This window comes from Streptomyces sp. CA-106110 (assembly GCF_050936285.1).
Classification (GTDB): Bacteria; Actinomycetota; Actinomycetes; order Streptomycetales; family Streptomycetaceae; genus Streptomyces.
In genome coordinates, this window is the sequence record NZ_JBNJNB010000001.1 from 11,294,124 (window position 1) to 11,318,597 (window position 24,474).

At 67.5% G+C, this 24,474-nt stretch carries 22 protein-coding genes and 6 pseudogenes; 13 read left to right on the forward strand and 15 right to left on the reverse strand.

From position 1 onward, the window contains the following. Positions 1–158 precede the first annotated feature (158 nt). The gene (gene tatA / locus ACQEXA_RS52060; RefSeq protein ID WP_433134798.1) at positions 159–443 is read left to right on the forward strand and encodes a Sec-independent protein translocase subunit TatA; all 285 of its coding nucleotides are present in this window, start codon (positions 159–161) and stop codon (positions 441–443) included. Positions 444–666: 223 nt separating this feature from the next. On the opposite strand, the gene ACQEXA_RS52065 is transcribed toward tatA, so the two are convergent. Continuing rightward, a complete protein-coding gene (locus ACQEXA_RS52065) occupies positions 667–1,098 on the reverse strand; it encodes a sec-independent translocase (protein ID WP_432922346.1) in 432 nt (143 codons plus the stop codon). Positions 1,099–1,253: 155 nt separating this feature from the next. Here ACQEXA_RS52065 and ACQEXA_RS52070 point away from each other — a divergent pair, with 155 nt between their 5' ends. Continuing rightward, positions 1,254–1,829, forward strand: coding sequence for a TerD family protein (locus tag ACQEXA_RS52070; RefSeq protein WP_361005133.1), 576 nt, complete (start codon positions 1,254–1,256; stop codon positions 1,827–1,829). A gap of 313 nt (positions 1,830–2,142) precedes the next feature. Here ACQEXA_RS52070 and ACQEXA_RS52075 read toward each other — a convergent pair whose 3' ends face one another. Further along, positions 2,143–2,283 (reverse strand): hypothetical protein, encoded by a 141-nt coding sequence (locus ACQEXA_RS52075; RefSeq protein ID WP_361005157.1) that lies wholly within the window; start codon positions 2,281–2,283, stop codon positions 2,143–2,145. A gap of 76 nt (positions 2,284–2,359) precedes the next feature. Here ACQEXA_RS52075 and ACQEXA_RS52080 point away from each other — a divergent pair, with 76 nt between their 5' ends. Beyond that, positions 2,360–2,803, forward strand: a complete 444-nt coding sequence (locus ACQEXA_RS52080) for a PaaI family thioesterase (RefSeq protein WP_433133544.1) — start codon at positions 2,360–2,362, stop codon at positions 2,801–2,803. 145 nt (positions 2,804–2,948) lie between these two features. On the opposite strand, the pseudogene ACQEXA_RS52085 reads toward ACQEXA_RS52080, so the two are convergent. The 3 genes and pseudogenes from ACQEXA_RS52085 to ACQEXA_RS52095 form a co-directional block, all read right to left on the reverse strand. Next, positions 2,949–3,197 (reverse strand): annotated as a pseudogene (locus ACQEXA_RS52085) (MerR family transcriptional regulator); the annotation flags it as partial. A gap of 34 nt (positions 3,198–3,231) precedes the next feature. After that, positions 3,232–4,176: an aldo/keto reductase gene (locus ACQEXA_RS52090; protein ID WP_433133546.1), complete on the reverse strand. Its 945-nt coding sequence runs from the start codon at positions 4,174–4,176 to the stop codon at positions 3,232–3,234. 430 nt (positions 4,177–4,606) lie between these two features. After that, a complete protein-coding gene (locus ACQEXA_RS52095; RefSeq protein ID WP_433133548.1) occupies positions 4,607–5,404 on the reverse strand; it encodes a DUF2716 domain-containing protein in 798 nt (265 codons plus the stop codon). Positions 5,405–5,621: 217 nt separating this feature from the next. Between ACQEXA_RS52095 and ACQEXA_RS52100 the strand changes: the two genes are divergently transcribed. Then, entirely contained in the window at positions 5,622–6,656 is a 1,035-nt protein-coding gene (locus tag ACQEXA_RS52100) for an IS630 family transposase (RefSeq protein WP_433129173.1), read from the forward strand. Positions 6,657–7,362: 706 nt separating this feature from the next. Here ACQEXA_RS52100 and ACQEXA_RS52105 read toward each other — a convergent pair. The 3 genes and pseudogenes from ACQEXA_RS52105 to ACQEXA_RS52115 form a co-directional block, all read right to left on the reverse strand. Then, a pseudogene (locus ACQEXA_RS52105) lies at positions 7,363–8,265 on the reverse strand (IS3 family transposase); the annotation flags it as partial. 7 nt (positions 8,266–8,272) lie between these two features. Continuing rightward, a pseudogene (locus ACQEXA_RS52110) lies at positions 8,273–9,010 on the reverse strand (ISAzo13-like element transposase-related protein); the annotation flags it as partial. Positions 9,011–9,131: 121 nt separating this feature from the next. Then, complete coding sequence (locus tag ACQEXA_RS52115) at positions 9,132–9,986, reverse strand: group II intron maturase-specific domain-containing protein (RefSeq protein WP_433128467.1); 855 nt, start codon at positions 9,984–9,986, stop codon at positions 9,132–9,134. A gap of 71 nt (positions 9,987–10,057) precedes the next feature. On the opposite strand from ACQEXA_RS52115, the gene ACQEXA_RS52120 reads away from it, so the two are divergent. From ACQEXA_RS52120 to ACQEXA_RS52135, 4 genes and pseudogenes are all read left to right on the forward strand, one after another. Continuing rightward, entirely contained in the window at positions 10,058–10,435 is a 378-nt protein-coding gene (locus ACQEXA_RS52120) for a hypothetical protein (protein WP_359412606.1), read from the forward strand. A gap of 11 nt (positions 10,436–10,446) precedes the next feature. After that, positions 10,447–10,587 (forward strand): annotated as a pseudogene (locus ACQEXA_RS52125) (DUF5372 family protein); the annotation flags it as partial. Positions 10,588–10,750: 163 nt separating this feature from the next. After that, positions 10,751–10,888, forward strand: a complete 138-nt coding sequence (locus ACQEXA_RS52130) for a hypothetical protein (RefSeq protein ID WP_433134827.1) — start codon at positions 10,751–10,753, stop codon at positions 10,886–10,888. Next, positions 10,881–13,100, forward strand: coding sequence for a recombinase family protein (locus ACQEXA_RS52135; RefSeq protein ID WP_432920226.1), 2,220 nt, complete (start codon positions 10,881–10,883; stop codon positions 13,098–13,100). The genes ACQEXA_RS52130 and ACQEXA_RS52135 overlap by 8 nt, the downstream gene beginning before the upstream one ends. 9 nt (positions 13,101–13,109) lie before the next feature. On the opposite strand, the gene ACQEXA_RS52140 is transcribed toward ACQEXA_RS52135, so the two are convergent. Beyond that, on the reverse strand, positions 13,110–13,688 hold the full coding sequence (locus ACQEXA_RS52140; protein WP_432926038.1) for a reverse transcriptase domain-containing protein: 579 nt from the start codon (positions 13,686–13,688) through the stop codon (positions 13,110–13,112). Positions 13,689–14,949: 1,261 nt separating this feature from the next. Here ACQEXA_RS52140 and ltrA point away from each other — a divergent pair. After that, the gene (gene ltrA, locus ACQEXA_RS52145) at positions 14,950–15,912 is read left to right on the forward strand and encodes a group II intron reverse transcriptase/maturase (RefSeq protein WP_433133550.1); all 963 of its coding nucleotides are present in this window, start codon (positions 14,950–14,952) and stop codon (positions 15,910–15,912) included. On the opposite strand, the gene ACQEXA_RS52150 is transcribed toward ltrA, so the two are convergent. Next, complete coding sequence (locus ACQEXA_RS52150) at positions 15,913–17,208, reverse strand: ISAs1 family transposase (RefSeq protein WP_433128038.1); 1,296 nt, start codon at positions 17,206–17,208, stop codon at positions 15,913–15,915. It abuts the gene before it with no gap. Here ACQEXA_RS52150 and ACQEXA_RS52155 point away from each other — a divergent pair. Next, complete coding sequence (locus ACQEXA_RS52155) at positions 17,183–17,737, forward strand: group II intron maturase-specific domain-containing protein (protein ID WP_433133552.1); 555 nt, start codon at positions 17,183–17,185, stop codon at positions 17,735–17,737. The two genes, ACQEXA_RS52150 and ACQEXA_RS52155, sit on opposite strands and share 26 nt — an antisense overlap. 96 nt (positions 17,738–17,833) lie before the next feature. Here ACQEXA_RS52155 and ACQEXA_RS52160 read toward each other — a convergent pair. Then, positions 17,834–18,787: pseudogene (locus ACQEXA_RS52160) on the reverse strand (ISAzo13 family transposase); the annotation flags it as partial. Positions 18,788–18,869: 82 nt separating this feature from the next. Next, positions 18,870–19,160 (reverse strand): annotated as a pseudogene (locus tag ACQEXA_RS52165) (transposase); the annotation flags it as partial. Positions 19,161–19,314: 154 nt separating this feature from the next. Between ACQEXA_RS52165 and ACQEXA_RS52170 the strand changes: the two are divergent. Further along, entirely contained in the window at positions 19,315–19,626 is a 312-nt protein-coding gene (locus tag ACQEXA_RS52170) for a hypothetical protein (protein ID WP_433133554.1), read from the forward strand. A gap of 761 nt (positions 19,627–20,387) precedes the next feature. Continuing rightward, positions 20,388–21,155, forward strand: a complete 768-nt coding sequence (locus ACQEXA_RS52175) for a hypothetical protein (RefSeq protein WP_433133556.1) — start codon at positions 20,388–20,390, stop codon at positions 21,153–21,155. Positions 21,156–21,443: 288 nt separating this feature from the next. Here the strand turns inward: ACQEXA_RS52175 and ACQEXA_RS52180 are convergent, their stop codons facing one another. Next, positions 21,444–22,085, reverse strand: a complete 642-nt coding sequence (locus ACQEXA_RS52180) for a hypothetical protein (RefSeq protein ID WP_432922313.1) — start codon at positions 22,083–22,085, stop codon at positions 21,444–21,446. 433 nt (positions 22,086–22,518) lie between these two features. Between ACQEXA_RS52180 and ACQEXA_RS52185 the strand changes: the two genes are divergently transcribed. Further along, positions 22,519–22,683 carry a hypothetical protein gene (locus ACQEXA_RS52185; RefSeq protein WP_432922310.1) on the forward strand — a complete coding sequence of 55 codons (165 nt, stop codon included), beginning with the start codon at positions 22,519–22,521 and terminating at the stop codon, positions 22,681–22,683. On the opposite strand, the gene ACQEXA_RS52190 is transcribed toward ACQEXA_RS52185, so the two are convergent. Continuing rightward, positions 22,680–22,985: a NucA/NucB deoxyribonuclease domain-containing protein gene (locus ACQEXA_RS52190; protein WP_433134799.1), complete on the reverse strand. Its 306-nt coding sequence runs from the start codon at positions 22,983–22,985 to the stop codon at positions 22,680–22,682. The two genes, ACQEXA_RS52185 and ACQEXA_RS52190, sit on opposite strands and share 4 nt — an antisense overlap. A gap of 365 nt (positions 22,986–23,350) precedes the next feature. After that, on the reverse strand, positions 23,351–24,391 hold the full coding sequence (locus tag ACQEXA_RS52195) for an RNA-guided endonuclease InsQ/TnpB family protein (RefSeq protein ID WP_433134800.1): 1,041 nt from the start codon (positions 24,389–24,391) through the stop codon (positions 23,351–23,353). Positions 24,392–24,474 lie beyond the last annotated feature (83 nt).

Consider the following 24,474-nt stretch of genomic DNA (forward strand, 5'->3'; position numbering starts at 1 on the left):
TGGCCCCTGATCGTCATCGGTGCGCCCTCGTATGTTCGACTCATACGGAGGGGACGACTCCCCTCTATCACTGTACAGTTGCGCAATGAAGCAATGATGACAGATGGTGCGCCGCCCCGGTCCGTGCCACTGTCCGGCGAAGAAATGGGATGGGCCAGATGCTCCGCAATGGACTGGAACCTTGGCATCTGCTGGTCGTGGCGATCGTCATCATCGTGCTGTTCGGCTCGAAGAAGCTGCCCGACACCGCCCGCGCGCTGGGCAAGTCGATGCGTATCCTCAAGAGCGAGGCCAAGGCCATGAAGGACGACGGCACCGCGCAATCCACCGCGGCGCAGGCCGAGGACGCCAGCTCCAACGAACCCGCGCCACGCCTCATCAAGTCCGCGCCCGGTGAGAGCGCCACAGCGCGACCGGCAGCCGAGAGCCGTTCGGCACGCTGAGTCTCCCGTGGCAGGCACACCCTGAGCCGGCCACTACAGGGGCTCGTTCTTCACGCAGAAGTCCCGGCGGCACATGCGCACCCCCGCGATCTGTGTGCCACTCGACGAGGTGTGCGATGGGCAGGGACACTCGCGGCCGCTCGGACCGGCTCATACGCAAACCCTCCGCAGGCCCGCCGTTGAGCCGTGCGGTCTCCGCTCGCCGTCGGCTGCACAGTCGGCGCTAGGTGGCGTCGGGGTCGAACGCCGCATGCGCGGCCAGTTCGATCGGAGCCTCCTTCGCCAAGGTTACGCACCCCGTCGTCGGCGCATCGTTGCGACTGCCGTTCGCTGCTTCGTGAACTGCTTCTGCGATCTCCGCGAGCTCGCTCCTCGGGTCGAGGGCGCCGCGGATCTCGCCGAGACCGAGGTCGTCGCGCTCGAGGACGTGTTTACGCACGAACGTCTTCGGGTGGAGGTCCTCGAACTCGAAGTCCTTGAACTCCGGCCCCAGTTCGGAGCGGATCTCCTGCTTGGTGTCCTCGGAGAACTCACGCACCTTACGCAGGACCCTGGTCACGTTCTGGATGAATTCGGGCAACTTGTCGGGCCCGAAAAGCAGGACAGCAAGGACCACCAGTGTGATGAGTTCCAGTGGGCCTACATCAGTGAACACGTCAGACCCCTCGCCTTCGTTGCCGCTGGGCCCGCCCGCTGCGGGTGCATCCGGCGGCAATACTTTAGATGTTGCGCAATCGTAGGAACCATTGCGCTACAGTCTGCGTTGAAGTCGGTGACCGTGCAGACAGCCCACAGTCGGGAGGATGAGCCGTGGGGGTTTCCCTGGCCAAGGGCGGCAACGTGTCGCTGAGCAAGGAGGCGCCGGGCCTCAGCGCAGTTCTGGTCGGCCTTGGCTGGGACGTGCGCACCACCACCGGCGCTGACTACGACCTGGACGCATCCGCATTGCTGCTGAACGCGTCGGGGAAGGTCATCTCCGACCAGCACTTCGTCTTCTACAACAACCTCAGGAGCCCGGACGGCTCGGTCGAGCACACCGGAGACAATCTGACGGGTGAGGGCGAGGGCGACGACGAATCGATCAAGGTGAACCTCGCCACGGTGCCCGCCGAGATCGGCAAGATCGTCTTCCCGGTGTCCATCCATGACGCGGACACACGCGGCCAGAGCTTCGGCCAAGTCCGCAACGCCTTCATCCGCGTGGTGAACCAGGCGAACAACCAGGAGATCGCTCGCTACGACCTGTCCGAGGACGCCTCCTCGGAGACGGCCATGGTCTTCGGCGAGCTGTACCGCCACGGAGGCGAATGGAAATTCCGCGCAGTCGGCCAGGGGTACGCCTCAGGCCTGCGCGGCATCGCCGCCGACTTCGGTGTCAACGTCTGAGACACCGACCTCAGTCACCCGCCGCCCGCCTGGCTTTTACCCAATCCCCAGAAGCGGGCGGCGGGCCTCAATCGCTCGAAGCGTCTCCGGCAACGACGCCGCCAGGACAGGTTTATGCGCCAGGCAGAGGCGACTCGACCGAATGTTCGGAACGCCTGATCGACGAAGCAGCGGAACCGCATCCCGCTTCGCGTCTGTCTCACCGGCCTCGCCACCATCCTCAACAGCATGCTGGCCCGGCTCCAGACGGCCCTCGACCGTGACGCCGGGCCACCCCCTCGACGTGCCGACACCGGGGGAGCACGCGGGGAACTCACGTTCCGATCCGCCGTGCCGCCGCCCCGGCGACCTCCTCGGGGCTGTGCGTGCGCAGCAATTCGTTCAGCGAGCACTCCAGCTGCGCCCGGCGCGATGACCGGTCATGGGCCAGTGCCTGCACGATCGCTTGTCGCAAGTACTCCTCCGGGGTCACCCGTTCGGCTGCGCGAGTCGCCGGATCCTTTCGTAGACCTCCTCACGTAGAAGACCAGGTGCAGCGGGAACAGGCGAGCCCCGAGGTGGAGGCACGCATCCGCAGGAGTTTCGAGGGCCAGGGTCTGATGGCGCACCTCAGTGCCCGGATCACGCACATCGTGCCCGGCCGCGTCCATTTCGAACTCTCGGGCAGGCCCGAAGTGACTCAGCAGCACAACTACTTCCACGCTGGCGCCACCAGCGCCGTCGCGGACAGTGCCGGTGGTTACGCCGCGTTCACGCTGTTCCCTGAGAACACCGAGGTGCTCACCGTCGAGTACAAGATCAACCTCCTTGCGCCCGCGGTCGGTGACTGCATCGAGGCAGTGGGGACCGTCCTGAAGTCGGGGCGCACCTTGACGGTGTGCCATCTGGAGGTGTTCGCCGTCCATGACGGCCGGCGCAAGCTCGTCGCGAACGGGCAGCAGACGCTGATTCGTGTGAAGGGGCCTGAGCAGTGAGCCTGCAACCGCTGCCAGCCTGGGTGGCCTGGCGGCAACGCCTGTTCCCGGGCGCCGACACACTGTTCCTGCAGGGCAGTCGGCCGGCCCTGGTCGAGGGCGGGTTCGTCGGCCACGCTGAGGAGACCGCCGCAGAGATGGCCGCAGCCCGGCGTGAGGCGACCCGGTCCTGCGGAGGGTGTTCGGCGCGCAGGATGGCGACGAATCCGCGCAGGTCCGCGATGCCGAGGCCGGCCTCGCGGAAGCACGTGACCAGGCCGATCCAGAAGAGGTCGTCCTCGGTGTACTCCCTGCGCCCGCCGGCGGTACGCCGGATCGGGCCGATGAGCCCTTCGCGTTCGTAGTAGCGCAGCGTGTCGATCGAGACGCCGGTGCGGTTGGCGGCCGCTGCCGGGGGGGGCGGTCATGGAGCTCCTTGGTAACCGCCGCTACCGCGCTTCGGCGAAGCGCGCCAGATGCTCGTCGCTGAGCCGCACACGGCGTGCGGCGATTGCCTGCTCGATCTGCTCCACCCGGCTCGCGCCGACGATAGGGTCGATGCCCTGCCGCATCAGCCATGCGAGGACGACCTGGTTCGGCGTGGCCGAGAGCTCGTCGGCGACCTCCTCCAGGACCGCGAGCACCCGGGCGGTCCCGGGATGATCGTAGGTTTCCGGCAGCGGCTTGTCCGCGCGCACATACGAACCCCACATCAGCGAACTGTACGACCACACGGAGAGTTCCTCCGACCGCGCGAGGTCCAGGTCCTCGGCGGTGAGCATGCGGTGGCCGGCCTCCGCGACGGGGGTGAGCGGGCGTGGCTGGACGAGCGAGTGGCGCAACTGCAGGGCCGTCCACGGCTCCACGCCCTGCTCCCGCGCGAGTGACCGGGCACGCTCGACGCGCCAGGCGGCATGGTTCGCCGCCCCGACCTGCAGGGCCACCCCCTTGGTGACCAGCTCGCCGAAGGCGCAGACCGTCTCCTCCAGCGGCACGGTGCGGTCCTCGGCGTGGGCCCAGAGCCGGTCCACGTGATCGACGCCGAGCCGCTCCAGGCCCTCCTCCACGCCGATGCGGACGGCGCGGGCGGACAGCCCTTCGGCGCTTTCCGGCCAGGAGTGCGGGACCAGCGGGTTCTGCCGGACCTTGGTCGCGATCCGCACCGCGTCGCGCATGCCCGGGCGGGCCCGCAGCCACGCGCCGATGAGGTGCTCGCTCGCGCCGCCGGTGCCACTGGGGTCGGCCCAGAACGAGTAGCAGTTCGCGGTGTCGAGCCAGACGCCGCCGTCGGCGACGAAGGAGTCGAGGATCGCGAAGGCCCGGTCCGGGTCGACGCGGGTGCCGAAGTCCATCGTCCCGAGGACGATCTGGGGGTTGGTGTTCATGCCCTTCATGCTCGGATCTGGAGCGCACTTCAGGTCAAGAGCCGTGGTGGCGGACGGTCCGGGACCCGGTCTCCGGGGCTCGGTGCCGCGCGTGGCGACGCCCCGTCGGCGGCGATCCTGACAAGCGGCCTACCGAACAAGGCACACAGGGGAGCCGGACACGGACGCCGTGCAGCTCAGGTGGCCGACGGAGCGCCGGAGCCGGTGACAACAGCAATGCTTTCCGTGCTGCTGGTGACAAGTAGCACGCCGACCTGGTGAGAACTGCCGTGCTTCGCCATGCCGAAGCCGCAGGTCCGCGACGGCTGTAGGTGACAATCATCCTACTTTGGCACATTGGGGAGGGAGCGGTTGAGATGGAGGGGCTGAACGTCGAGCTTGGCGGCAGATGAGCTGTGTACGGGCCATCGAGCGTGTGCCGGTGTGGTCCTGCAGCCCTTCAGACAGCGTCACTGCGCGATTCGAATGTCCAGACGTTGCCGGTGTTGCGGCCGCCGCGACGCATCACCGTACCGAGGATGGCCGTGAGGTCGTGTTCGACCTCGGCCAGGAGTTCGGCACCGAAGACACACAAGGACTCCTCCCAAGGGTGCCAAAAGGTGCCCATGCGCAGGTCGCGGGTGAGGAGCGTGTAGTACTCGCCCTCCCAACAAGCGGCGCCCGGCCACGTCGGCTGGCCGGAGCCTCCAACGCGGGCCGGATCGAAGCGGTAGCCCTGGTGCCACCAGCTGACCGAGTAGAGCTGCTCACCAGGGCGGACACAAGCACGCAGGTCACGCTCGACGGCCTTCTGAAGGCGCGCGACACGGTGATCGTCTGGAAGGTTTCGCATGAGTCCGTACGAGTGGCGTGTGTCCGTGACGTCCCCGACGTGCCAGGTAACGGAGTCGGACGGCTCCTCGATGCCGGGGTAGTAGGTGTAGCTGGGTTTGAAGGAGAAGCGGGCCTTGAACTCCTCGCACAACGCGTCGTGATCCCGGTCGCCGATCAGCATGGAAACGGGGCGAGAGGCAGCCGGCGGCGGACCAGCCGGGGTCCAGCCATAGCTACGGACGGTCGACACGGCCCTGAAGCCGACCGCGAGGAGGGCGTCATGGATCGGGCCGTCGGCTGCCTCGGCCACGAGGTAGCGGCGGTCCGGTGCCTCTCGCGGCGGACCGCTGCCCAGGTGGAGAGCGTGGCTGTCGCGGGCCCACTGAACCCAGTCCGGCAGGAACTCGGTATGCGGACCGGTCATCCCGCGCACGGCCGCGAATTCCGTCGACCCGACAGCCTCCGCCCAGCCCACGCCGACGAGCCGGGTCTCCGCTTCTAAGCGGATGACCTGAAGTTCTGCGCGGAATCTGGAGCGGCAGCGGCGGCCTGGCGCGATGGCCTCGATGACGAGAAGACCTCGCCGGGTGTTGTATCGAGGTTGACCAAACTACGACAAAACCGGCGAGGTCAAGGCCAGTATGCGTCCGGCATCCGTGTTCGCCAACCGCCCCGGTCCGGCGTACCAGCACCTGTATCACCTGCTGCATCACCGGTGGCGAGAGGCCTCCCGCGCGGTGATCGTGCTGCTGTCCGCGGCCGGCATGACCGCAGGAGAGATCGGCGAGCTGCTCGGCTACCACCCGGCCACGGTGCGCCGCTGGATCCATCGCTACAACACCGCCGGCCTGGCGGGCCTGGCCGATCGCCCCCGCGCGGGGCGGCCCCGGCTCGGCGGGCCGAGGCTGGGCGAGCGCATCCGCCGCCTGCTGACCCGCCCCGGGCCGTGGACCATCCGCCGGATCTGGCGCCGCCTGGGCCGGCCGAAGATGAGCCTGCGCACCGTGTACCGGCACACTCGCGAACAGGCGGCCTGGCGGCGGCCCCGCCTGGTGGCCAGGGGTGACCCCGAGCGCAGGCGCACCCTCGCCGCCCTGCGCCGCCAACTCGCCGCCCTGCCCCACGGGTCGGTGGTCTGGGCCGAGGACGAGACCCACCTGCACCTACTGCCGCACGTGCGGGCGAGCTGGATCCTGCGCGGGACGCGGCAGCAGGTGGCCACCCCAGGCAAGAACCGGCAGGCCACCGTCTTCGGGGCCCTGGAAGTGGCCACCGGCGCCTGGGTCTACACCCTGGGCCGCCGCAATGCCGCCGCCTTCGTCGCCTTCCTCCAGCTACTGCTGGCCGCCTACCCCGCCGCCCCGGTCGTCGCGGTGGTCTGCGACAACGACAGCATTCATCACGCGAAGGCGGTGACCGCCTACCTGGCCGACCAGCCCCGCCTGCGCCTGCTGTTCGGCGCCCGCTACAGCCCGCACGACAACCCGGTCGAGCGCATCTGGGCCGCGCTGAAGGCCCACATTGCCAACACCGTCGTCACCTGGCCGGGCCGCCTGCGCCAGGTCCACGCCTTCTTCCGGCAGCGCTCACCCACCCAGATGCTGACCACCGCCGCACCCTGGGCCTCGCCCTGGCTGCCGAAGAGTTACGCGCAGAACTTCAGGCAAGCCGCTTAGGAGCTGGACGTTCAAGGCCCAGCTCAGCAGGTTCCCGTGATCCTCGCGAACGTCCGCGAGGCCGCGCGCGTAGGGGCCCCCGCCCTTGACGAAGCGATCCATCTCCCGCTCGCGGTGGTAGCCGTAGCCCAGCCGGCGCACACGCAATCCCTTGGGCGGAGCCACTGTGCTCGCGCCAGCCGTCACGTCATCGAGATTGGCAAGGAGCAGCGTCCGCTCCGGACCCATTGCTGTGAAACCAGCGGCGCGCAGCGGCTCGCCCATGGCGACCGGGTCATGGTTGTACGCTCGCCACTCGACCGGTTCACACCGGGCGGCGAAGTCTGACTGCAGCCGACGGACCAGCTCAGCTACCTCCGTCGGCGTGGTCTTGGCGGGCAGCGGAGTGTGACGGACCGTCCCGTGGGTGCCGTAATGGGTCCGAAGGACAGGCCCGTCTTGCTCGACCACGGCCCCCATGGGCGCCCGCTCCGGAACATGCCCCCGCACATGCTCGTCATACGCCGTCAGCAGCGCGTCCACTCCGTCCATCGAGTCCTCAAGCAGTGCCTGTCCCTGTTCACGAACATGGTGATTATCGGGATGGTGACCGGCGCAAGCCATTCATTTCTGCGGAGGGGCGACATCGCCGACTGAAGACACCCGTCCCAGGGCTGAGCGCCACAGTTGACGAAGCCGGGGCTTGACCCGGAATCTTGGACACGGGTTATGCGGCTTGGACCAAGTTAGTTGATGTTGTGGTGAGTGCTGCTTCGTAGGCGATGGGACTGCGTTGTCCGAGGCTGGAGTGGCGGCGTCGGGTGTTGTAGCGGTGCAGCCAGCGGAACAGGTCGATGCGGGCTTCGCGCTCGTCGGCCCAGGCGCTGCGGCCCTGGAGAGTCTCCCGTTTGCACGTGGCGTTGAAGGACTCGGCCAGCGCGTTGTCCGCCGAGCTGCCGACGGCGCTCATGCTCTGGATCACGCCTGCCCGGCGGCAGGCGTCGGCGAAGGCCTGGCTCGTGTACTGGGCCCCGTGATCGGTGTGCATGAGGGCGCCGACGAGGCTGCCGCGGCACCGCTCGGCGGCGGCCAATGCCTCGGTGACCAGTTCGGCGCGCATGTGGTCGGCGATCGCCCAGCCTGCCAGGCGCCGGGAGGCGAGGTCGATGACGGTGGCCAGATACAGGAACTTGCCGCCGGTCAGCGGGAGATAGGTGATGTCGCCGACGTACTTCGTGTTCACCGCCGCGGCGGTGAAGTCACGGCCGATGAGGTCGGCTGCCTTCGTGGCGGCCGGATCCGCGATGGTGGTCCGGTGCTTGCGGCGCAGCCGCAGTCCGGCCAGGCCGACCTGGCGCATGACGCGGGCGACCTTCTTGTGGTTGACGTGCTCGCCCGTCTCACGCAGTTCGGCAGTGATCCTGGGGACGCCGTAGGTGCCGTCCGTGTCCTGGTGAACTTTCCATATCTGGGCGGCGAGCCTGGCATCGGCCGCCTGGCGGGCCGCCCTCGCGGCTGCGCTCTTGCGCCAGTAGTAGAAGCTCGAGCGGGCGATGCCCAGGATGGTGCACAGCCGCTTCACGCCGAAGCGGCGCTGGTGGTCTGCGACGAACTGGAAGCGGTTCAGGACCCGTAATTTAATTATTGGCGGATTTGATGTCGCTTTCGTAGTCAGCGATCGCACTCTGGAGGGCCTTGATGGTGCGGGGCGGGTGGGTCCGCCGGGGCTGAGCGAGCGCTGCGGCGATGTCTGGGGCGGCGAAGGCCAATAGCGGCATGGTCCGGTGGGCGTGGTAGCTCAGGGTGTTGCGATCTCGGCCGAGCAGTCGGGCTGTCAGGGTGAGGGTGACGGTGTTGCGGCGGCTCAGGACGGCGGCCAGGACACGGTGGCGGTGGTCAAGGAAGCCGAAACCCGGGTTGTATCCGCGCCGGTTGATGCCTTTCCTCTTCTCACGCTCGGCCTCCGCCAGGATCCGGCGGCAGGGCTCCAGCTCCTCCACGAGCCGGTCGAACCGCTCACGGGACATACCGGTCAGGGCCGGATGGGTGAGGAAGAAGGTGGCTTCAGCGGGTAGCGGTGGTGCCTTCGGCTGTTCCGGCTCGGCCGGCAGTGCCTGCGCGGGGTCGTATGGGGCGAGGGTGTAGTTCCACTCCCCGCGGAAGTCGTCACGCTCGACGCGTTGAAGGACGGACGCGCGTTCGGCCTTGGTGAGCGTGCGCCCGGTGGGGTAGTCGTTCTCGTCTAGAACGGCGCTGACAGTCAAGCCGGTGCTGGTGCGGGTGGCCGAGATGGTCTGCAGCAACACCTCATAGCTGGTCAGCGGCCTGCCGCGGAGGCTGTGGGTGATACGCGAGAACATTCGGTGGTGAAGTCGGCCCAGAGCGCGGTCTCGTCTTTCGATCGAGCCGTTTCTCTGGGCCGCTTCCCGCACCCGGCGTGCCGTTCTCACGGCACCGGGCGCTCCACAAGTCCCGTCAGGTTGTTGGTGATTGCCCTCATCCGGATGGCCAGGGAGAAGGGATGGCTGATCCTCGGTATCGGTAACGCGTGGTGCGTACCTTGCCGGGATCGAACAGCGTCCGTTCCTCCCCTGCTGGCCACCACCCCCCGCCGCAGTAGCGGCGGCGGAGGTCCCTCCGGTTGATCCGGTGGTGCTTGCGGCGCAGCCACTTCATGACCTGGCCCCACGTGTACGAGCTCAGGTACTGGAAGGTCGCGCTGGACACTCCGGGGCGGAAGTACATGCACCAGCCGAACAGCATCTTGTTGATCTGGATGAGCAGTTCGTCCAGTGGCAGGCCGGTGGCCGTTCCGCGGCGGATCGCCTTGACCTTGTCCATCGCGGCCTTGAGGGCCTTGCGCGAGGGATAGGTGTAGACGTAGCAGCGGCTGGACCCCCGTTTGCGGTGGCGCTGGATGTGCCACCCGAGGAAATCCAGTCCCTCGTCGATATGGGTGATCAGGGTCTTCTCCACGGACAGGCGCAAACCCATCGTGGACAACACCTCCGCGATCTCTTCGCGCAGAGCTTCGGCGTCGTCCTTGGTGCCGTGGACCATCAGGCACCAGTCATCCGCGTACCTGGACAGCCGGTAGTTGGGGTGACCTTGACGACGCCGCTTGGCCCGCGCCCAGGGCGTAGACCCCGGGCCTCCCGGCGACTGGGCGATGTACTCGTCCAGGACCGACAGAGCCACGTTGCTCATCAACGGCGAGAGAATCGAACCCTGCGGGGTCCCGGCGGTGGTCTCCCGAAGCACACGGTCCTCGCCGAGGATGCCCGACTTCAAGAACGCCTTCACCAAGGCCAGAACGCGTTTGTCTCCGACGCGCTTACGCACCCGATCCATCAGAGCGGAGTGCGAGATCTCGTCGAACGAAGCCCGGACTTACTACCCGCATCGAGGACCTCGCGGCCGCGTTGCGCGCTGGGGCCGCGGGGTTGTACTGCGCGGTGGCGGCCGTCGAGTTGCTGATTGGCCAGGAACGGTGGCTGCGCCGCGACGACTTCATCGCGGACTTCGTCGAGATCGTCCCTGCTGCGGACGGGACGCCGATGGCGTTCGTCGACTGGTCGCGGGTGGCAGCCTGTCTGAAGCGCGGGCGGCTGGCCTGCTCCACCGGCGAGGGCCAGGTGCTGCGGCTGTGCGCGAGCCTGGTCGAGGGCGTCCCCGTTGACCTGGGCACCGTGTTGACCAGCGTGGACGCACCCACCGTGGTACTGGTGGCCCGCGCCGTGCTGCGCGCCGGCGGCTGTGCGGAGGTCGCTCTGCCCTTGCGAGACGGTGGTGCGCGGTGAGGTCCGTGCAGGTGGTCAGGGACCACCACCCGCTCAAGGGCCGCAGCCTTCAGGTACTCGGCCAGATGCACTGCCGGGGACGGCTGGAGCTGCTGCTGGTCCTGCCGGACGGGAGCAAGTCGCTCATCCCGGCCGCCTGGACTGACTTCCCTCAGGACAGGGAAGAAGCCACCGGCGCCGGAGACGATCGCATCAGGCAACTTGCCTCGTCGGTCAAGCTGTTGGAGGCGCACGGGCTGGTTTCCTCGCTTCTCGCCCGGGCGATCGCTGGGCGGGAGCAGGCTGCACGGCAGTCACCGTGCAAGGAGGACGACCGTGCAGCCTGTCCAACTCAGTCTGCTCCCCGAGCAGGTATCCCCGCCGCAGAACCAGCTGCAAGAGGCCGTCACCCAGCTGGCCCATCTCATCGCCAAGATGACCGCCGCACGCCGAACGGAGGCTGACGATGAGTGAGCACAGTAAAGTCACCGCGTCCCATCGGCAAAGAGCGGCGATCGTCTACGTGCGCCAGTCCACTCTGCTTCAGTTGGAACGCAACAGGGAGTCCACGGCCCGCCAGTACGATCTGGGCCAGCGTGCGGTGGCGCTCGGGTGGTCCCGTGCGCAGGTCAGCGTCGTCGATGAGGACCAGGGCATCTCCGGCGCCAGTGCCCTGGGGCGGTCCGGGTTCGCCGGGCTGGCCGCCCGGGTCGGCCTGGGCCAGGTCGGGATCATCCTCGCGCTCGAGGTGAGCCGGCTGGCCCGCAATAATGCGGACTGGTACCGGCTGCTCGACCTCGCGGCGATGACCGACACGCTGGTCGCCGACGCGGACGGCGTCTACCACCCGCGCCGGTTCGACGACCGCCTCGTGCTGGGCATGAAGGGGACCATGGCCGAAGCTGAGCTGCACATTCTGCGGGCCCGCCTCGACGGCGGGGTGCGCAACAAGGCCGCCCGCGGGGAACTGCGACGCGGCCTTCCCGTCGGTCTGGTCTGGGGCGAAGCCGATGGCGAGATCCTCTTCCATCCCGACGAGGCCGTGGTCGGCGTGATCCGCGCGGTCTTCGAACACTTCGCCGCCTGCGGCTCAGCGCGCGGGGTGTGGCTGTGGTTGCGCGAGCAGGGCCTGAAGTGGCCGCTGCAGCCGACCGGGTACGTCAACGGCACCGAGATCGTCTGGGTCGAGCCGACCTACCACGCGGTGCACAACACGCTCACCCACCCCGCCTACGCCGGTGCCTACGTCTACGGCCGCACCCGCTTCGAACGCCGCCTCGACACCGACGGCACCGTGCGCACCCACCGCCGCGTCCTGCCCCGCGACCAGTGGCAGGTCCTGATCGAGGACCACCACGAGGGCTTCATCACCTGGGAGGACTACCTGGCCAACCAGGAGAAAATCAGTGCAAACACCCGCCCGCGGCGTCACGAGCCCGGCACCGGCGCGGTCCGTGAGGGGTGCGCGCTGCTGCAGGGCCTGGCCGTCTGCGGCATCTGCGGGCGCAAACTCGCCGTCTTCTACCAGGGCCCTGCCAAGGCCACCCCCGGCTACTACTGCACCGGATCCGGACAGCTGGTCGACGGCCGCGGCACGCGCCACCTGCAGGTCGGCGGGCAGGCCATCGACGCCGCGGTGGCCGCCGCGTTCCTGGCCGCGCTCACCCCCGCCGCCCTGGAAGCCTGCCTCAAGGCTGCCGACCAACTCGAAGCCGACCACGACACGGCGCTTGCCCAATACCGGCGCGAGGTCGAGCGCGCCCGCTACGACGCCTTGCGCGCCGAGCGCCGCTACCGAGCCGTCGACCCGGACAACCGCCTGGTCGCCCGCGGCCTGGAGGCCGACTGGGAGAAGACGCTCACGGCCCTGGCCGCCGCCGAGGCCGAGCTCGCCCGCCGCGATCGCCGCCAGCCCACCGCCCTCACCGCGGCCGAGCGCGCCACGGTGCTCGCCCTCGCCGACGACCTCCACCCGGTCTGGACCGCCGAGACCACCACCGACAAGGACCGCAAGCAGCTGCTGCACACCCTGCTCGAGGACGTCACCCTCACCGTCCACCGCGACGACTCCGACCCGCGCGCCGAGGCAGTCATGCGCTGGAAAGGCGGCGCGATCAGCAAACTGGTGGTGCCGATCCGCCGACCGCAGCCGAAGATCCGCACCGACGAGGACACCGTCGACCTCATCCGCCGCCTGGCGGTGCACTACCCGGACGCCCAGATCGCCGGGATCCTCAACCGCCAAGGTCGGCGCACCGCCCGGGGATTGTCATACACGGCCAGTAGAGTCCAATCACTACGGCACCACTGGGGCATCCCCTGCCACACCAAGAGCGACAAGCCGCAGGAAGGAGAGCTGGTCACCGTGGCCCAGGCCGCCGACCGACTCGGTCTCGCGCCCTCCACCCTGCATCGCTGGCTGGGCGACGGCTTCATCGCCGGCGAGCAGGACACCCCCGGCGCCCCCTGGCGCATCCGCCTCACCGACGAACTCCGTGCCCTATTCGTCGAGGACGCCCCCGACGGCTGGCTCGCCATGCTCGAGGCCACCCTCGCCTACGGCGTCTCCCGCCAGACCCTGTTGCAGCGTGTCAAGCACGGCGAACTGAAGGCCGTCCACGTCCGCACCGGACGCAGAAAAGGCCTGCGTATCGAGCCCCCGACCCCTCAGAACAGCCTGTTCTGACCCCCACAATCAGCACAAGGAGCAGTGTGACGATGCGTCAAAGCAGGCTTTGATGTCGCCCTCCACGATCCACTCATACGACTTGGACGTGAAGAAACGCACCTCGGCCACCGCGTCATGAGCCCGGCGGTTCGGACGGAACCCGTAGGAACACGGGAGGAACTCCGTCTCGAAGATCGGCTCCAGCACCAGCTTCAAGGATGCCTGCACCACCCGGTCCGCGATCGTGGCGATCCCCAGCCGGCGCAACTTGCCACCTGGCTTGGGGATCATCCGCTCCCGCACCGGCAGCGGACGGAATCTGCGGTCCTTGATGCTGTCCCGCAGCCCGCCGAGGAACTCCTCGACTCCCGTCCGCGCCACGATGGACGCCGCAGTGCGGCCATCCACCCCGGCGGTCTTCGCACCCTTGTTACCCCGCACCCGATCCCACGCGACCAGCAGGAACGCGGGATCGGCGACAAGGTTGAACAGATCATCAAACCTGCGATGAGGATCATCACGGGCCCAACGGTGCAGCTTGGTCTGGATCTCCAGTACCCGTCGCTCCGCCACATACGTGACGGCCTCAAGTTCGTCGGTATTCACCGGCGAAAACCTCCTGGTCTTCCAGCACTTCGGCCACAGACTTGCTGGCCCCCTTCGCCATGCACGCACCTCTCGTGCGCTCGGACTACTACGGGACCTCCGCCACGCACTGGAGCCGTCAGCCGACGACGGGCCTGCCCACCGGCTGACTGGGTGCCAGCCGGGAAGGGCGATTCCAGCACGCTTCCCACGTTCACCACTCTCCGGTCGACGAGCGAGCCGCCCAGCTCTACCCCGACAGCATCGCCACGCCTACGCCGCAGGCATTCAGCGTGGCCTTCTCACCAGCATCGAAAGACCGGCTTCGAAGTCGTCACCCGACGGGCGACGTGCGCTGCACCCAGCCCATATCCTCCAGATTGGAGCCGGTGGAACACTTACGGGACGTCAGGCACTGGTTCCTCTCGTACGGCGTCTCGTCTTGCTTGCCGGACACGCGCCGTCTGGAAGTACCGACGCGCTCCGTCGTTGTCAGGGCTGCTCCTACCTCCCCGCGCGTCTCCACGGATCGGCTGCCCTCAGCTTCACCGGACTGCTGCGACAGTCCGGCGGCAGGGGCCTTTCACCCCTGCCCGGTAACAGCGGCGCCTCGTGGCGCACTTCGATTTTGTTCCATTGTGCGTCCAGAAGGCTGGAGGTTGATCGTGTTAGGCGGTTGATCGTTAGTCGTAAGCTCGTCGTCGCTTGCCGGTGCAAGTCCGGTCCGGGTAGCTGCCAGGAGGCCCGGTAGCAGGCTGGCGGTGTCGGGGGGAAACGCCCGATGTCGGAGCCCAGCGTCGAAAGCCCTTCAAGGGGGAGCAACCGTACGGTCCGTAGCATCAAGCGAAGCCTGCCGCGTCGTGAAAATCCCCATCGTGAGGTGGGACAAGGGAGAGCCGAGCCCGGAGTGTCAGGGCGAAGGCCATGGAAACGGTGAAGACCCTGGAATCGCAGCCGTGAAGAACTCCCCGGCGTAAGGGGCACGGAACGTTCGGATAGTGACGGCGGGAACTGGAGAGGCCCTCCCCGGCCCGGCGGCCTGCGCATAGACGCTGCCGGAAGCTGGGTGCCCTATAACCGACGACCTCGGGAAGTGGGTGCCGGCCGGGAGGGCGTCAGAGGCGGCCGTAGTACTGCTTGAGCCGAGCGGACAACATAACCGCCGGTGAGGGAAGGGCCGCTACTTCGTCGATGCGTAGAGATGTGGAGGAGGGGCCCGGTGAGTGCCCACGTGGCTAGTCCCGCCGACGGGGGACGTCCTCCCTCGGATCCGGTCCGTGCCTTGCAGCATGCGCTCTACCGGGCGGCCAAGGCCGACCCCGGACGGCGGTTCCATGCGCTGATGGACAAAGTCTCGCGCAGGGACGTCCTATGGCGCGGGTGGGTCGCGGTGCGCCGCAACAACGGCGCTCCGGGTATCGACCAGACCACGTTGGAAGAGATCGAGGAGTACGGGGTGACCCGGCTCCTCGACGAACTGACCGCGGAACTGAAGACCGGCAGCTATCGTCCGCTCCCGGCGCGTCGGGTGTTCATCCCCAAGCCCGGCACGCTGGAGCAAAGACCGTTGTCGATCCCTTCGGTGCGCGACCGGATCGTCCAGGCCGCATGGAAGCTGGTGGCGGAGCCGGTGTTCGAGGCGGATTTCCTTCCGTGTTCGTTCGGGTTCCGTCCCCGGCGCGGTGCCCACGATGCGCTTCAGGTTCTCATCGATGAGTCCTGGCGGGGGCGCAACTGGGTGGTGGAGACGGACATCGCCAACTGCTTTGAGGCGATTCCGATCGAGAAGTTGATACAGGCGGTCGAGGAACGTATTTGCGACCAGCCGTTCCTGAAGCTGCTGCGCGTGATGCTGCGCGCGGGGGTCATGGAGGAGGGGCAGGTCCGTCGGCCGGTCACCGGAACCCCGCAAGGCGGGGTTGCATCCGCTTTGCTCTGCAATGTCTACCTGCACCGGATCGATCGGGCATGGGACGAGCTGGAGCATGGGGTGCTGGTGCGTTACGCCGACGATGCGCTGGTGATGTGCAGGTCCCGGCGGCAGGCCGAGGCCGCGCTGGCGCGGCTTCGGGAACTGCTGGCTGAACTCGGCTTGGAGCCGAAGGAGGCCAAGACCAGGATTGTGTGCCTTCGGGCGGGAGGCGAGGGAGTGGACTTCCTCGGTTTCCATCACCGGATGGTGAACGCGCCCGCCCGCCCCGGGCGGCGGCCAGGGCCCCGGCGTTTGCCTCGGATGTCTGGTTGATCATGTGATGCCGTAGAGGGCGAGGACGCGGTGGCGTTCGGTGTGGGCTCGGCGTCCGGCGGCGGTGTTGACGTACCCGGCGAGTTTGAGTGCACTGCGGATCAGGTCGCGGACGGCGGCGAGCACGGCTGGCGTATTGCGGGTCCTGACCTGGGACTTGTCCTCACTGAAGACGACATCACGCACCCAGTGGACGGTGTTCTCCACGGTCCAGTGCCCGCGAGCCCAGGCGGCGATCTCGGCGGCAGATGCCTGCTCAGCGGGCAGATCGGTGATGGCGTAGACGGTCTCGCTGGACCACTTCTTCGCTCCGTAGAGGCGGCGCCTGCGCTGAATGCGCAGGACTTGACGGGCGTTGGGGAAGAGCAGGCCGTCGACGGTGACGACCTGTACGTGGCGCTGCTCGTGGCGGCCGTGGCCGCGGGTGTCGTCACGGTGGATCACGGGGACCTCTTTCCAGGGCAGCCGGTGGAGTTGGCGGGCCTGACCGCGCTGGTTGTTCTTGATCGTGAGGAGGTAGTGGGCGCCGCGTTCGTGCAGGTAGGCGGCGTGGGCGTGCTGGGCGTGGAGAGCATCGGCGGTGATGACCGCGCCGGCGAGTTCCACGTCGTCGATCTGGTCGAGCAGGGGTGCGAACTCGGGGATTTCGTTCGTCTTCGCGCCGATCTCGCGGGAGGCCAGGGTGATGCCGTCGCCGTGGCGGACCGCGGAGAGCACGAAGACCCGGCTGCCGTCAGGGCGTCGTGCACCGCGCAGGCATTTGCCGTCCACCGCGATCGCCCGGCGCCTTTGACGCACCGGATCGGTCTGGGCGGCAGCCTGGTGGGCCCGGCGCTGTTCGCGTTCCGGGCCGCCGTCCGGCATCAGCAGCGCGGGATGCGCGCGCTCGTCGGAGAGCAGGGACGTCAGGTAGGCGAACCCGGCCGCGCTGAGTTCGGCCGGATCAAGGCGCCCCAGCACGCTGCGCAGGGTCTTCTCGCTCGGCACCCGGTAACGGCCCAGGAGCGGGTGGTAGGGCAGGCCGAAGGCGGCCAGTTCCTCGGGGGCCGCACGCCGGCACCACTCCGCTGCCGCAGTGATCGAGTCGTGGCCCGCGGGCGTCATCGCGCAGACCACCAGGGCCAGCAGGGAGGAGAGCCGGTAACGCACACCGCTGGCTCCGCGCGGATCGGTGAGTGACTCGAACTCCGCGACCAGGCTGCCGACTTGATCCCGGGCGGCACCCTCACGCAGATCTTGCAGGCGGGGTGCGGGGCAGACAGGAGCAGGGATGGGGGATGATGGTGGGACGAACACGGCACCTTCGTGGATCTTGAAGCGTAGAGAACTCCATGATCCACAGGGGCCGTGTTCGCCTGCTTCCGGGGCCCGCCGCCGACGTCAACCGACCCAAGGTCGGACGAGCCGGGCAAACGCCGGGGCCCTGGGGCGGCGGCCGTTCCCTTTCCTCGCTCGCTGGCCCGCAGACAAGGCGGTGCGGCACGCACGGGAACGGATCCGGGAACTCACGGACCGCTCCAGACTGCTGCTGCCGACCGAGGTGGTGGTTCAGGACCTCAACTTGTTCCTGACCGGCTGGGCCGCGTACTTCAAGTACGGTAACTCGGCTCACCGCTTCGGTGTGATCAGGGAGTATGTGCGGATGCGGATGGCGCTATTCATCAGCAAACGCCACAAACGCTCCCGTGGCTTTGGACGGTACGTGGTGTCGTATGCCTCCCCGGACCACCTGGGCCTGGTCAGCCTTTCTGGAAACGTCGTCGCCCCCAGGCCCTTTCGGGACTGGCGGGGGAAGCCGAATGCCGGTGGTGAACGGCGTCGGTGAGCCGTGTGCGGGAGAACCGCATGCACGGAATCGAGGTGGCGGGGGCTGGAAACGGAACGCACGTACTGCGTCACCGCGCCAGTCCCCGACCCTATTCGAAGTCCCCGGCGGAAAGTGCATGACGGTGACGCTCAGCCCGGACTCGTCGCAGAAGGCGGCCAGGTCCTTCTTGAACAAGTGGGAGTCGGCCGAGTTCGCTCCTCCGGAGTCGGCTGTGATCAGCAGGCGGGTGGCGCCGGGGTAGTCGAAGCGGCCCCGATCGCTCCACCAGCGACGCAGGGACTCCACCGCGAAGGCCGCGGTGTTGCGGTCGGTACCCACGTTGACCCAGCCGGTGTCGCGTCCCAGGTCGTAGACGCCGTAAGGGATGGCGATCGGGGTGTCGGGGTCCACGAAGTCGTGGTCCGGGGCGGTGATGGGCTGGCCCTTGGGGCGGTAGGTGCGACCGGGGCGGGCGAAGTCGCCGATCGGCTCCTTCTTCTTCGCGTCCACGCTCACCACCGGCAGTCCCTGCTCCAGGAAGCCTTCGACAGCGGTGTTGATGTGCCGGAACTGGGCATCACGGTCGGGAACGTGGCTGCCCGCGCGGGTCTTGGCCATGCCTTGGAGGCTGAAGCCCAGTCCACGCAGCAGGTCGCCCACCACCGGGGCGCTGACCGGATGGCCGGCGTCGGTGAGCTCCCGGGCGAGGTCTCGAAGCGAGGCGGTGGTCCAACGCAGCGGCGAGACCGGGTCGCCCACTTCCCGGGGCTCGATCAGCGACTCGAGAGCCGTCACCAGACCCGGGTCGCGCTCAGCCGCCGGCTTGCGCCCGCCGCCTGGCCGGCGCACTCGCCCCAGCACCTCAGCCCCACCCGCGAGCTCGTCGCATCCCCGGGCGATGGTCGACTCCGACACCTCGGTCAGCCGGGCCACGGCTGAGATCCCGCCGTGCCCCAGAGCCACGGCCTCGGAGGCCAGGTACAGACGACGCTGCCGCTCGTCCAGATGCGGCAACACCACCGCGAACTTCCTATCGAGCACCGCCAGGACTTCATCCGGAATCACCACAGCAGCCCATCTACCATGCCCGATCGCGGAGTTGGCGCGAAACTCGCAGTAGTTTCCTAACGGGTCCTCACCAGCGCGTCTCCCCGGCGAAATACTTCGCCGCCTTGTGCAGGATCTCGCGCTCCTCTTCCAACTCGCGGACCTTCCGGCGCAGGGCCGCGTTCTCCGCTTCCAGCGGCGTGGGCGGCTCGGCGGGTATCTCCGCCCGGCGGCCCCGGGGCCGGCTTGCCCCAGCCGCCCGCACCCAGTTCCGCAACGTCTCCGGGTTGACCCCCAGATCAGCCGCAACCGACCTGATCGTCGCTCCCGGGCGCGACTGGTACAGCGCGACCGCGTCCGCCTTGAACTCCGGCGGGTAGTGCTTCATGACCACGAGATGTCCGTTCTCAGATCCTCAAGATCTAGTGTCTCGTGTGTCCAAGATCAGGGGTCAAGGCCCGCCCGCCGACTGAAGCACTCAGACCCTCTTGGCCCGCTCACCTGAGCTCACGGCCGCCGCTGGCCACGGCCGAACCTTCGCAACCCTTATGACCAACCGCGAAGGAGACCAACTCGGGCACTGGATCGCCAACGTCTGCGCGGACGAACAATGCGGTCTCGCCGGCTTCGCCACCGGACTCCTCTCCGACCTCGACGCCGTCGACTACGGCATGAGCACCAACCAGTCGTCTGGCCCGGTCGAGGGCCGCGTCAACGACCTCAAGGCGCTCAAGCGCAGCATGTTCGGCCGTGCGAAGCCGCCGCTTCTGCGCAAACGGTTCCTTCTGATCGCCGCCAGCCGCCGACCACTGACCGAGACGAAGACCTCTTGTCGGCTACCCGGGGTGCCTGCCCGGTGAGACCTACCCTTTGCCTCGGTCCTGGCTTTTCAGGAACTCGATCACTCCCGTTTCCGAATGCAGAAGCCGCTCGCGTTCCTCACGGGGAAGGGAGGCGAGCGCGTCGACCAGAACACGCTTCCGCGGGACGTGAACCATATTCCCGGAGTAGATCCTGCACGTCGAGCACCAGGCGAACCCGATGCAGCGCTCGAACGAGGAGGACTCGGGTGGATGAAAGCGGTAGGTGTATGAGCGGACCGGCGTTGCGCATGTGGCGCAGATCCAGCGTTCACCTTCGAGGACGGACCAGCCGTTCCCGACCTTGAGCCACTTCGGCCAGCGCCTGGCCGGTGCTCTTCAAGTCGTCATGCTGAGCATTCTGTCCTACCTGAGTCTGCGCAGCACAGCCATCCGAGCAAGTTTCGGCCATCGAGCACAGACCGCAACGGCCCCTTGATCGGCTTCACGGAATCCGTGCCTGAACTCGATTCAGGCGCAGCCGACACTGGCGCGCTCAGTCACATTCAGCCAGCCACTTGAGTGCTTCCGCAGTCGTCCGGCCCGCGTCGCCCGAGACCAGGAGTGAGCCTCCGCGCCGGGCCATCCGTCGGCCGTCCACGGTTGTTGCCGCGCCCATCCCGACACACCTGGATGGAAGCCGGGCACGGGCTCAGGGACACCTCGGGCGCTGAGGAATCGGGATACCCTCGGCTCTCGCCATCCCTTTGAGTTGGCTGACGCAAGCAGGTGACTGGCAGGGAAGTTCAGGGGGCGGAACGGTGGATGCGCTGACGGTGGTGTCCGCGCTCGTGGCACTGTCTGGCGCGGCGACGACTGCAGTGCTCGGCTACTGGACGCAGCGCCGCCTACGTTTGATCGAGCTACGAAACCTGATGGATTCCTATGGCGCCTCGCTGGCCTGGGCTGCGTACGACCTTCAAGCCAGGTTGTACAACGTTCTGTACGGCCATGAGGTCGACCTCTCACCAGGGCCATCTCGCGGATTCATGACTTCCTTCCATCTGCAGGGCACACCGGAGGAGCGAGAGTACGTCCGCCACAGCACCGTGTTCGTGCTCGCGGAGTACCTGGGATGGGTGGAGATCCTGCGGCGGGACATCCAGTTCCTTGACCTCGGGCAGTCACGAGCCAACCAGCGTGCCGTGACGGTGATCTCGTCCATCGGCACAGTTCTGAACCGCACTTCAGCTACCGACGACAACACACTGCGCCTATGGCGCGCCGAACAGCGAGCCATAGGCGAGTTGATGGTGCATCCGGAGGGAGAACCCGGCCGACGCAGATGCCTGGGTTACGCCGAATTCTGCGAGAAGCTCGCTTGCGAGGAGGTCTACCGCCGATGGTTCGCCCCACTACTTGCAGACGTCGACCGTCTTGCAGGGAACACCGGACCGGCCGTGCCCCGACTTGCCGAACTCCAAGAGAAACTCATCGCCTTGATCGACGTGTTGGACCCAAAGGCCCAGAGATTCCCGCAGTTCCGCGAAGCCGCCAGGGCGGCACGGAGCGTCAGACGGGCTGGCTGAAGCGCTCGACCACAGTCCGTGTGGAACCGATGCTCCAGCTAGAAACTGGGCACGGTCGTCGACGGACAGCTACAGCCGAGCAGGACATGTCAGGAATAATCCCCGACGAACCTGCACGGTGCCTTGCGGTCAGCCGGAGACGGCAGCCTCCTCGACACTATAAATCCAATGCCGCAGCCAGCCGATCAGATCAGGTCGGGAACCGATGGGGCGAGCAGCCGGCGAGCAGAGATCGTTCAGAGGCACATCTGATCACTTTCCTGACGCGGCTGCACGCTGCCCCTCGGCTTACTCGGCCTGCGCCTCGTCCGGGATCGCTGCGGCCGACTGCTCCGCCGGGGTGGGGGCGGTGTAGTAGACGGAGCTGCCCTGCTTGGTGCGCTGGGCCTTGTTCTTGGCTACGAGGTTCTCGAGGGTGGTGCGTACGACGGTGGTTTTGATGCCACGCTCGGGATGGGCCGTGTCGAGAGCGGTGGCGACGTCCGCCGCGGAGCGCGGGTCGCTCTGTTCGGTGAGGTGGCTGCGGACGAGTTCGACCAGCGTGGGCAGGACACCCTTTGAAGCTCCGGTCTTGCTCGCGGGCTTCTTCGCAGCCGACTTCTTGGCTGCCGTGCCAGTGTCGGTAGCCTTCTTCGCCAGCGTCCGCTTAGCGGCGCCGGGCTCACCAGCAGTCTTCTTGTTGCGGGGAGCGGGCACGGTGGAACTGTCTGGTGCGGCCGCAGGCTGCACCGGCGTGGGCGATACACCAAGTACCTGCTGCACGTTGACCAGCACGGTGTGATCCTGCTGCAGGGCGGCCAGATGCTCCTGCAGTGCAGCGATGTCCGCGCTGATGCGTTCCTGCTCCTTGGCATTGCGTTCGAGGTCGCTGGTCACCTGGGCGGCGTACTGCGACGTCAGCCCGGTGGTTGCCGTTGTGCTCTCCGACATGGTGTTGCCTTTCTCAGTGTTCCTGGCTGGGTGTGCCAGATCTTTGGTGCAGGCGCAGAGCGCCACGCGTGTGGGCGCGAGCTGGTGTCTGAAGGCAGCGGCGGTCACTGCTGCAAATAGCCCGGCATAGAGATAGTACGTAAGAGTTAAGCCTGTTGTATCTCTTGAGTGATGTCTTTTGTTCGAGGTGAACTTTAGGGGCGGCGCACGTGGTGATGTCTGGGGTGTCCTGGAGAGTGAGTTGGCGGCGGCTGCTTGGCGGTTGGTCCACCAGGCGTGGCCTTCGTAGACGCCGGGGCGGGGCAGGGTGATCTCGGCAGCGGGTGGGCGGTCGAGTTGGCCGATGACGGATTCGATGCTGACGCGGGTGTGGCCTTCGGTGTCGGCGGGTCATTTGGACGGGGATGTCGGGTTGCAGGCTGAGGAGGTACAGGTGGTAGCCGTTTCCGGCTACCACCTGTTGCTCTGCGGCGTCCAGGACGGCTTCGTCGCCGAGGTAGGCGTCGGCGACGTAGACCTCCACGACGCGGCGGCCGGGGGTGGCGGTGACGTTGTGCTCGGCGAGAAGGGCCATGGGCGGGTGGGGTCTTCCTGCTAGTGGGTGATCTTCACGCAGAAGGGGTCGCCGTCCAGGACCCGGTTGAGGGTGTACATCTCATCGAGGCGCAGGTCGCCCTTGCGGTTGTCCTTGCCGTCGATGAGCCGGACGGAGAAGCGGTTGTCACCCTTGGCGGAGCCTTCCTTCATGGAGGCGAAGGGGTATTCGTCGCATTCCAGGCCGCTGCCGGAGTAGTCGCCCCAGACCTTCTTGCACTCGCTGATGGATTTGGAGCGGTTCTTGTCCTGCTTGTCCTTGTTGATGAGGCGGTGCAGCGGCTCCTTGGCTCCGGTCGCGGCGATCTACATCAAGTCGAGGTTCGCGGTCTGCACAGGCATCCAGGTCACTGCCGGACTCCTGCCGCTCACTGACGGCTTCGCCCACAGCAGGGGAGAGGGGTTGTAAGGAAGCCATGCGGCAGGACCCTGAGAGCGCGGAAGGCAGACGCGGCTTCCGCTCCGTAATCCCCGAGCTGGGGCGAAGGTCCGTCCACACGCCCACTGTGCCGACGGACCTGCAGTGGAAGGGGAACATTTGCCGGGCCCCAGTGGTTACAGGGAGCGTGGTGTTGAAGGCTCCCCCGTCTGAAGGCGGGGGGGTTCCCGTCCGGCCTTGCGGTCGGACGCCCCGTGCGGGGCGCCTTGGGGCGTGTGTGGGGATTCCAGGCTCAGGCAGCCTTCCGGGCCGGCGGCCCGGAAGGTCTTACGCCCTCAGCACCTGCCGGGCACCAACCCGCCCGGACCAGCATCACGAACGCGGAATTCTTGTCCCGAGGGCGCACGGCTCCGCATCGCGTGCAGGTATACGTTCGTTCCCAGAGAGGCAGCGCGTGCTTGGTTCTCGCTCCGCAGTCTGCGCACTCCATCGTGGTGTGCGCGGGATGCACCAGGCGCACATCCCGCCCATGCTTGCGGCCCATCTCGATCAGGGCGCGCTTGGTTTGCGAGATAGCGGCGTCGGCCGCCTTCTTGGCCATGGTGGTCTTGGCGAGGAACTTCGGGCGGAAGTCTTCCACTGCGATCCGGTCATGGTCGCAGACCACGGACTTGGCCCACTTGCGGCCGGTGTCCTGACGCTGCCCGGCGACCTTGGCGTACGCCTTCGCGCGCAGCTTCTTCGCCTCGCGGTAGCCCTTCGAGGCGGCCTGCCCCGTGGCCGGTCGGCGTCGGGCCATCATCCGGTCATAGCGCGAGAGCTTGGCCTGGGCCTTCTTCCCGTGCTGGGCGTGGGGAAGGTCGTAATCGTCGCTCGTGGTGGTCGCACTCTCCTTGACGCCCCAGTCGATCCCGATCATGCGGCCGGTCTTCGGCAGGTGCTCAGTGGTGGTGGCGGTCACGAAGGACGCATACCAATGCCCGATACTGTCGCGGTACACGCGCACCGAGGACGGCGCCTTGGGCAGCCGGCGCGACCACACCACCGTCAGCACGATCCCGCCCGCCAGGTGCAGGCGCCCGTCCTTGAAACGGAACCCACGCCGGGTGTAGTTCAACGACAAGTCGGCCTCCCGCTTCTTCTTCCAGCGGGGCATCCCCGCACGCTGCCGCATCGGCAGCCGGGCCTTGATGTCCCCCAGCGCCTTCGCCCGCGATGTCGCGAAGTCGCGTATGACCTGCTGCTGCGGCACGCTCGCGCCCTGCGCGAGCCACGGCGTCACCCGGCGCGCCTGGGTCAGCATCTTGTCGAGCTGCGCTGGACCACACGTCAGCTTGTCCTTCGGAACGCACCTTGTTGTGCAGGTACACGGCCTTGTTGTGTCCTGAACGCGAAAGGAAGAAGCATGTAGGAACT